Here is a 4421-nt window from a genome sequence, read left to right as displayed (position 1 = left end):
AGCAGCACGGTGCCGCGGCCGGTCATGTCCTGCGGGACCGTGCTGCTGGTCGAGGACGAGGACGCCGTGCGCGCCTTCGCGTCCCGCGCGCTCGCGTCGCGCGGCTACACGGTGCTCGAGGCGAGGTCGGGCGTCGAGGCGCTGGAGCGCATGAAGACGGACGGCGCCGACATCGAGCTCGTGGTGTCCGACGTGGTGATGCCGGAGATGGACGGGCCGAGCCTGTTGCGCGAGCTGCGCAAGACGCAGCCCAACCTGAAGATCATCTTCGTCTCCGGCTACGCCGAGGACGCCTTCAAGAAGAATCTGCCTGAAGGCGAGGTGTTCGCCTTCCTGCCCAAGCCGTTCTCGCTGAAGCAGCTGGTGCAGGCCGTGAAGGAGGCCATGGGCTCCGACGCGACCGCCTCCGACTGATAGGATCAAACGCGGAACGCAGGCGGAAAAACCTAGAAGAGTAAGCGCCTTGGGGCGCGCTTGCGTGATGAGAACAAAGCGAGTACGTTCCTTGCGTTGAAGCCCCGCCTCGGCTCATGCCATAAGGAGCGTCCCGCGATGTCCCAATCCGCACTCCGCCTCGTCGAAGGAAGCTCCATGGACAAGACCAAGGCGCTCGACGCCGCCCTGTCGCAAATCGAGCGCGCCTTCGGCAAAGGCTCGATCATGCGGCTTGGCGCCGGTCAGGCCATGGCCGAGATCGAGACGGTCTCGACCGGTTCGCTCGGCCTCGACATCGCGCTCGGCGTCGGCGGCCTGCCGCGCGGCCGCATCATCGAGATTTTCGGCCCCGAGAGCTCCGGCAAGACCACGCTCGCGCTGCACACGGTCGCGGAGGCCCAGAAGAAGGGCGGCGTCTGCGCCTTCGTGGACGCCGAGCACGCGCTGGACCCGGTCTACGCCCGCAAGCTCGGGGTCAACCTCCAGGATCTGCTGATCTCCCAGCCCGACACCGGCGAGCAGGCGCTTGAGATCGCCGACACGCTGGTCCGCTCCGGCGCGGTCGACGTGCTGGTGGTCGATTCGGTCGCCGCGCTCACGCCGCGCGCCGAGCTCGAGGGCGAGATGGGCGAGGTCCAGCCGGGCCTGCAGGCGCGCCTGATGAGCCAGGCGCTGCGCAAGCTCACCGGTTCGATCTCGAAGTCGAACACGATGGTGATCTTCATCAACCAGATCCGGATGAAGATCGGCGTGATGTACGGCAGCCCGGAAACCACCACAGGCGGCAACGCGCTGAAGTTCTACGCGTCCGTCAGGCTCGACATCCGCCGCATCGGCGCGATCAAGGAGCGCGACGAGGTCGTGGGCAACCAGACGCGCGTGAAGGTGGTCAAGAACAAGGTGGCCCCGCCGTTCAAGCAGGTCGAGTTCGACATCATGTATGGCGAAGGCGTCTCCAAGACCGGCGAACTCATCGATCTCGGCGTGAAGGCCGGCATCGTGGAGAAGTCAGGCGCGTGGTACTCCTTCGATAGCCAGCGGCTCGGCCAGGGCCGGGAGAACGCCAAATCCTTCCTCAAGGAGAACGTCGAGATCGCCCGCCGGATCGAATCCGAGGTGCGGCAGGCGTCGGGCATCATCGCCGACAAGATCTTCGACCAGGTCGACCCGAACGATCCGGAGCTCGACGCCGACTGAGCCGAACGGCGGCGTTCGCGCTGCGGCGCTGGGTTTTCTGGACATGCGAGGAAGCTGGCGCTTAATGTGCCGCCCGCGCCCCGTGGCGCGGCCCTTCGGGGCCCGCGTGACGGGGCGTCGGCCGTTCTGGCGGGCCGCCTTCCAAGACATCCAGCGAGCATTTTCGGCATCATGAGCGGCGTCAACGAGATCCGGAAGACCTTCGTCGACTACTTCGTAGGCGAGGGCCACGAGCACGTCGCCTCCGGGCCGCTGGTCCCGCGCAATGATCCGACGCTGATGTTCACCAGCGCCGGCATGGTTCAGTTCAAGAACCTGTTCACCGGCGTCGAGCGCCGGCCCTACAGCACCGCCACGACAGCGCAGAAATGTCTACGCGCGGGCGGCAAGCACAACGATCTCGACAATGTCGGCTACACGGCCCGGCATCACACCTTCTTCGAGATGCTGGGGAATTTCTCGTTCGGCGACTACTTCAAGGATCGCGCGATCGAGCTCGCCTGGAACCTCGTCACCAAGCACTTCGAGCTTCCGAAGAACCGGCTGCTGGTCACCGTCTACATCGACGACGACGAGGCCTACGACCTCTGGAAGAAGATCGCGGGTCTTCCGGACGACCGGATCATCCGCATCGCCTCCTCGGACAATTTCTGGGCCGCCGGCGACACCGGCCCCTGCGGGCCCTGTTCGGAGATCTTCTTCGACCAGGGCGAGGGCGTGGCCGGCGGACCGCCCGGCAGCGCGGACGAGGACGGCGACCGGTTCCTGGAGTTCTGGAACCTGGTCTTCATGCAGTACGACCAGGTGGCGCCGAACGACCGCCGGCCGCTGCCGCGCCCGTCGATCGACACCGGCATGGGCCTCGAGCGCATCTCGGCGATCCTGCAGGGCGTCACGTCCAACTACGACACCGATCTGTTCCGCGCCCTGATCCGCGCGAGCGTCGAGGCGACGGGCGTGCCGGCCGAAGGCCCGACGCAGGCGAGCCATCGCGTGATCGCGGATCATCTTCGGGCCTCGAGCTTCCTGGTCGCCGAGGGCGTGCTGCCTTCCAATGAGGGGCGTGGCTACGTGCTGCGCCGGATCATGCGGCGCGCGATGCGCCACGCGCAGCTGCTCGGCGCGCGCGATCCGCTGATGTGGCGGCTCGTTCCGACCCTGATCCGCGAGATGGGCGCCGCATATCCGGAGCTCGTCCGCGCCGAGGCGCTGATCACCGAGACGCTGGAGCTCGAGGAAACCCGCTTCCGCGTGACGCTCACCCGCGGCCTCGGCCTGCTCGAGGAGGCGTCCGAAGGCCTCGCGGGCGGCGACCGGTTGCCTGGCGAGACCGCTTTCAAACTTTACGACACCTACGGCTTCCCGCTCGACCTAACGCAGGACGCGCTCCGGCCGCGCGGCGTCACGGTCGACGTCGACGGCTTCAACGCCGCGATGCAGCGCCAGAAGGCCGAGGCGCGCGCCGCCTGGTCCGGCTCGGGCGAGGCCGCGACGGAGACGGTGTGGTTCGGCCTGCGCGAGCGGGTCGGACCGACGGAGTTCCTCGGCTATGGCGTGGAGCGCGCCGAAGGCGCGGTCGTCGCCCTGGTCAAGGACGGCCAGGAGGTCGAGCGCCTGGAGGCCGGCGAGCGCGGGCTTCTGGTGACGAACCAGACGCCGTTCTACGGCGAGTCCGGCGGCCAGGTCGGCGATGTCGGGGAGCTTTCCGGCAACGGCGTCAGGCTCGTGGTCACCGACACGCAGAAGAAGCTCGGCGACCTGTTCGTCCACGTGGTCGAGGTCCGGGAGGGCGCGGTCGCGGTGGGCGACGGGCTGACCTTCGAGGTCGACCATGAGCGCCGCCGCAAGATCAGGGGCAACCATTCGGCCACCCATCTGCTGCACGAGGCGCTGCGGCTGACGCTGGGCGATCACATCGCGCAGAAGGGCTCGCTGGTCGCTCCGGACCGGCTCCGCTTCGACTTCAGCCACCCGAAGCCGATCGGCGACGAGGAGCTCGGCCGGATCGAGACGCTCGCCAACGCGATCGTGCTCCAGAACGATCCGGTGACGACCCGCGTGATGGGCGTCGAGGAAGCGATGAAGTCGGGCGCCCGGGCGCTGTTCGGCGAGAAATATGGCGATGAGGTGCGGGTCGTCTCGATGGGCAAGGCCGAGGACGGCGAGCGCGCCTTTTCGATCGAGCTCTGCGGCGGCACCCATGTGGGGGCGACCGGCGAGATCGGGCCGATCACGATCATCGGTGAGAGCGGCGTGGCGGCGGGCGTCCGCCGCGTCGAGGCCCTGACGGGGGAGGCGGCGCGCCAGCACTTCGAGACGCAGAGCGCCCGCGTGGCGGATCTCGCCGCGTTGCTGCGCGCGCCCGAGGCCGAGGTGGTGTCGCGCGTCGAGGCCCTGCTGGAGGAGCGCAAGCGCCTCGAGCGCGAACTGGTCGAGGCGCGCAAGAAGCTCGCTATGGGCGGCGCCGGCGGCGGGGCGGCGGACGCCCTGCGCGAGGTCGCGGGCGTGAAGCTGTTCGCCCGCACGGTCGAGGGCATCGAGATGAAGGACCTCAAGGGCCTCGTCGACGAAGCCAAGAAGTCGCTCGGCTCGGGCGTGGCCGCGATCGTGGGCGTGACCTCCGAGGGCAAGGCCGGCGTGGTCGTGGGCGTCACCCAGGACCTGACGTCGAAGTTCAACGCCGTGGAGCTGGTTCGCGCGGCCTCAGCAGCGCCGCGCCTGCAAGTATCGCCAGACGTCCCGCCATCGTCGCCCCGGCCGTTGCTTCCGCGGCACGAAGAGCGCGTGCT

3 protein-coding genes are annotated in these 4421 nt (G+C 68.4%); all 3 read left to right on the top strand.

Annotation, left to right across the window (positions count from 1 at the left end):
* On the top strand, window positions 1-414 hold a 414-nt coding region (locus ACIKT0_RS13625; protein ID WP_407105868.1), incomplete at its 5' end, for a response regulator.
* 138 nt (window positions 415-552) lie between these two features.
* The gene (gene recA, locus ACIKT0_RS13620) at window positions 553-1632 is read left to right on the top strand and encodes a recombinase RecA (RefSeq protein WP_407105867.1); all 1080 of its coding nucleotides are present in this window, start codon (window positions 553-555) and stop codon (window positions 1630-1632) included.
* Window positions 1633-1803: 171 nt separating this feature from the next.
* The coding region (gene alaS, locus ACIKT0_RS13615) for an alanine--tRNA ligase (protein WP_407105866.1) at window positions 1804-4421 on the top strand (2618 nt) is incomplete at its 3' end.

Source organism: Hansschlegelia beijingensis, assembly GCF_045505405.1.
GTDB lineage: Bacteria > Pseudomonadota > Alphaproteobacteria > Rhizobiales > Methylopilaceae > Methylopila > Methylopila beijingensis_A.
This window is presented reverse-complemented; position numbering and strand designations above follow the sequence as displayed.

Coding starts and splice junctions, on each gene's coding strand:
- recA (WP_407105867.1), top strand. CDS start 553: ATGTCCCAATCCGCACTCCGCCTCGTCGAAGGAAGCTCCATGGACAAG.